The sequence below is a fragment of the Xanthomonas sp. SHU 308 genome (genome assembly GCF_000364645.1).
Lineage (GTDB): Bacteria > Pseudomonadota > Gammaproteobacteria > Xanthomonadales > Xanthomonadaceae > Xanthomonas_A > Xanthomonas_A sontii.
In genome coordinates this window covers 1-456 of record NZ_AQOK01000803.1, presented here as the reverse complement: position 1 = coordinate 456, position 456 = coordinate 1, and the positions used below count along the sequence as shown (strand labels likewise).

At 73.9% G+C, this 456-nt stretch carries 1 protein-coding gene; it reads left to right on the top strand.

Translation table 11 applies throughout. The features are described from left to right. On the top strand, positions 1 to 219 hold a 219-nt coding region (locus D588_RS0121175), incomplete at its 5' end, for a DUF3011 domain-containing protein (RefSeq protein ID WP_026143962.1). Positions 220 to 456: the final 237 nt, after the last annotated feature.

The following is a 456-nucleotide window of genomic DNA, read 5'->3' as shown; positions in this document are numbered from 1 at the left end:
TGGGGGCCGGGCCGGCCGCCGCTGGACAGCGGCTACACAGTGACCTGCAGCAGCGACGACAAGCGCCTGCGCACCTGCGCCTGGGACCGCCGCCAGGGCCGCCCGGAACTGATCGAACAGCTGTCCGGCACCACCTGCGCGGAAGGCCGCACCTGGGGCTACGAAGGCAATACGGTGTGGGTCAACGGCGGCTGCCGGGCGCGCTTCGGGGCGCGCTGAGCCAAGGCACGGGCCGCGCGGCGTGCTGCGCGGCCGGATGCACGGCGTGACAGGTCGACTTCAGGAGTAGCTCTTGCTTTTTTGGATCGACCGCGACCGGGCAAGGCTCGGTCGCGGCTGAAGCCACTCCTACGAGAGGCCGCGGGCTTGGCGCGGCCTGGCGGGACTCAGGTCGCCGCAGGCTTGGCCGCGGCAGGCGCGGCGGCAGGCGTGGCCGCCGCAGCGGGCTTGGCCGGC